The following is a 3,054-nucleotide window of genomic DNA, read 5'->3' as shown; positions in this document are numbered from 1 at the left end:
CGGGCGTAGATCCTCGTACTGGACGTACTTGGGTCTGCGCCCGGTGCGGCGAGAGTGCGTGCATGGCGTCGCGAGGCAGACGGGAATTGTCAGACAGGCCCTAGGGCCCGCTGAACAGGCGCAGAGCGTAGCCATGTCGGAGGGGTCCGGCCGCGACCCCCGTCATGACACGGCCGGCCGGTGGCGAGGTGTCCCCCGTTCGGCCCTCCGCCCGGCGCCGCGCTCCGGGAGCCCGGCGAGGATGACGCCAGGGGACGACGTCCGCAGAGGGTGGTGCGCCCATGCAGTTCGACGACGACGCCGATCTGGACACCTCCGAGATGCAGGACGTACGGGGCAGTCGGATCCCCGGCGGCAGGGCGACCGTCGGCGGTGGCGCGGCCGCTCTGATCGCGCTCCTGCTGGGGCTCTTCTTCGGCGTCGGCCCCGACCAGCTGGGCCTGTCCTCCGGCGACGAGGAGCCCGCGGCGACCGCCTCGTCCCTCGGCCAGGTCCAGCAGACGTGCCGTACGGGCCGGGACGCGAACGCCAGGGAGGACTGCCGCACCGTCGCGGTGGTCAACAGCGTCCAGGACTTCTGGGCGCAGGAGTTCGAGCGCCGCAGCGGTACGTACACACGGTCGCCGACCGTCCTCTTCGGCAATCAGGTCGGCACGGCGTGCGGCGCGGCGACGTCGGCGGTCGGGCCCTTCTACTGCCCCGCCGACCGGAAGGTCTATCTGGACCTGGGCTTCTTCGAGGAGCTGCGGACGAGGTTCGGCGCGAGCGGCGGACCGTTCGCGCAGGCGTACGTGGTCGCGCACGAGTACGGGCACCACGTGCAGGACCTGATGGGGACGCTGAGCCGCTCCCAGGACGGCCGGACGGGCGCGACCAGCAACGCGGTGCGGGTCGAGCTGCAGGCCGACTGCTACGCCGGCGTGTGGGCCCACCACGCGACGACCACGAAGGACGAGTCGACGGGCAGGCCGCTGATCACCAGCCTCACGGACGCCGACATCCGTGACGGGCTGGACGCGGCGGCCGCCGTGGGCGACGACCGGATCCAGGAGCGGTACCAGGGCCGGGTGACACCCGAGTCCTGGACTCACGGTTCGGCGAAGCAGCGGCAGCAGTGGTTCCACGAGGGCTACCGCACGGGCGACATGGCGCGGTGCAACACCTTCCGCTGAGCCGACGAAATCTGCCGAACCGGCTCGGGAGGGCGTTGTCAGTGCCGGGTGCAAGACTGTGGAGCAGGTCACATTCAGGCGATGTTCCGGCACCGGGACCAGAGGGAGTGATCGGCATGGCAGGCACGGACGGCGGGCGCCCGAGCATCTACCCGACACTGCTGTACACGGACGCGAAGGCGGCGATCAAACAGCTCACGGAGGCCTTCGGCTTCAGCGAGGCCTCGGTCTACGAGGGCGAGGACGGCAAGGTCCTGCACGCCGAGCTGGTGCAGGGCAACGGCGCGGTGATGCTCGGCTCCCGAGGCACCGGCGGCCGTTTCGACGAGGCGATGAAGGGCTCGACGCACACCGGGGTGTACGTCGTCGTGGACGACATCGACGCACACCACCAGCAGGCCGTCGCCCACGGGGCGGAGATCCTGATGCCCCCGACGGACCAGGACTACGGCTCCCGGGACTACATGGCCCGCGACATCGAGGGCAACATCTGGAGCTTCGGCACGTACACCCCGGAGATAACGGCCTGACGCGATTGGGCCCGCCCGCGCCCCGGGCCCCGTAAGGGGCGCGGGGCTGTGCCGATATGCGGCTCCGCCGCGTGGGCGCGACCAGCCACAGCGGACCCGCACCCGAACACGCGCCCCCGACGGCCTCCGCGGAGCGGCTAGCTGCCCCCGGTGTGCACCTGGAACGCAGCCCGCCGCACGGCCTTCGCGAGCGCCGGATCCGGATGGGCGGCGGCAAGCGCGACCAGCACCTGCACGGTGCGCGGATGCCCCACCGCCCGCACCTCGTCGAGCAGCGAAGGCACGGTCGGCTGCACGGCGGACTCCAAGTGCCGTACGAGAAGCGGGGCTTCACCGTGGTCGGCGACGGCCGCGGCGGTGTCGACCCACAGCCAGGTGGCCTCCTCGCGGGTCAGCACCTCGTGGGCGTCCTCGGGGTCGTGCCCGTCGTGCTCGGCGAGCCACAGCAGGGCGTACGGCCGCAGATGGGTCTCGTCGGACACGGAGCGGACATCGGGCTCGGCGGGGGCTCCGACGACGCGCAGGGCCTCGAAGGCGAGTCCGCGCAGGAGGGCGTCCTCGCCGCGGGCGGCGTCGAGGAGTTCGGTGACGGCGCTGCCGACAGGGCGGGCGGCGAGCCAGGCGCGGTACTCGGCGCGGGCCGCGTTCGGCCGCAGCTGGGCGCAGCCGCGGAGCATGTCCTCGGCGCCCTGCTCGATGTTCCCGGCGGGGCTCTGCGCGGCGACGCAGATCTGCTCCAGCTTGACCCAGACCGCCCAGCTGCCGAGCGGGGTGAGGGTGGCCTGGCCGTCGGCACAGGTGAGGGCGCCCACGTCGGCGATCGCGTGCAGCGCCCAGTCGAGGAGGGGGGCCAGCGGGGTGTCCTCGGCGGGGCTCTCGACGGGCTCGGGCTGCGGGCCGTAGGGGATCTCGCAGCGCTCGGTGCGCAGTTCCGTGACGCGCTGTTCGAGCAGGTCGAGGAGTTGCGGTACGGGGACGGGCCCCGCGGAGAGCTGGAGGAAGGAGAGGACCTGAGGCATCGCGGAGACGACCTCGGCGACGGCGGCGGGCTCCCGTCCGTCGGGGCCGGGGTGGGCGATCGACCAGGCGTCGAAGAGGGCGACCCAGCCGCGCAGCACCGCACTGTCGTCGCGGTTCCAGGCGCGCAGCCGCCAGCCGGGGCGCGCGATGCCGCCGTGCACCTCGACGAGGCCCGCCAGACGTGCCGTGTCCCAGTCCGCGCGGGCCTGAGCCGGGGTCAGGGCCAGATCGGTGGCGGCCCGTTGGGCGGTCGCGTCGGAGAGCGTGCCGGCGCCCTCGGGGGTGCCGCCGGCAGCGGTGCCCTCGCGGTCCTTGGCCGGGCTCAGGACGGA

Annotated in this window: 3 protein-coding genes; 2 read left to right on the top strand and 1 reads right to left on the bottom strand. The window is 73.1% G+C overall.

Annotated features, from left to right (window positions below; all coding sequences use genetic code 11):
• Window positions 1-281 precede the first annotated feature (281 nt).
• Window positions 282-1,172, top strand: a complete 891-nt coding sequence (locus O3Q52_RS51245) for a neutral zinc metallopeptidase (protein ID WP_269655268.1) — start codon at window positions 282-284, stop codon at window positions 1,170-1,172.
• Window positions 1,173-1,288: 116 nt separating this feature from the next.
• Complete coding sequence (locus O3Q52_RS51240) at window positions 1,289-1,702, top strand: VOC family protein (RefSeq protein WP_269655267.1); 414 nt, start codon at window positions 1,289-1,291, stop codon at window positions 1,700-1,702.
• Between the two features lie 137 nt (window positions 1,703-1,839).
• Here O3Q52_RS51240 and O3Q52_RS51235 read toward each other — a convergent pair whose 3' ends face one another.
• Window positions 1,840-3,048, bottom strand: coding sequence for a hypothetical protein (locus tag O3Q52_RS51235; RefSeq protein ID WP_269655269.1), 1,209 nt, complete (start codon window positions 3,046-3,048; stop codon window positions 1,840-1,842).
• Between the last annotated feature and the right edge of the window lie 6 nt (window positions 3,049-3,054).

The sequence above is a fragment of the Streptomyces sp. ActVer genome, assembly GCF_027270795.1.
Classification (GTDB): domain Bacteria; phylum Actinomycetota; class Actinomycetes; order Streptomycetales; family Streptomycetaceae; genus Streptomyces; species Streptomyces umbrinus_A.
The sequence above is the reverse complement of the archived record's forward strand: the minus strand, read 5'-3'. Positions and strand labels throughout refer to the sequence as shown.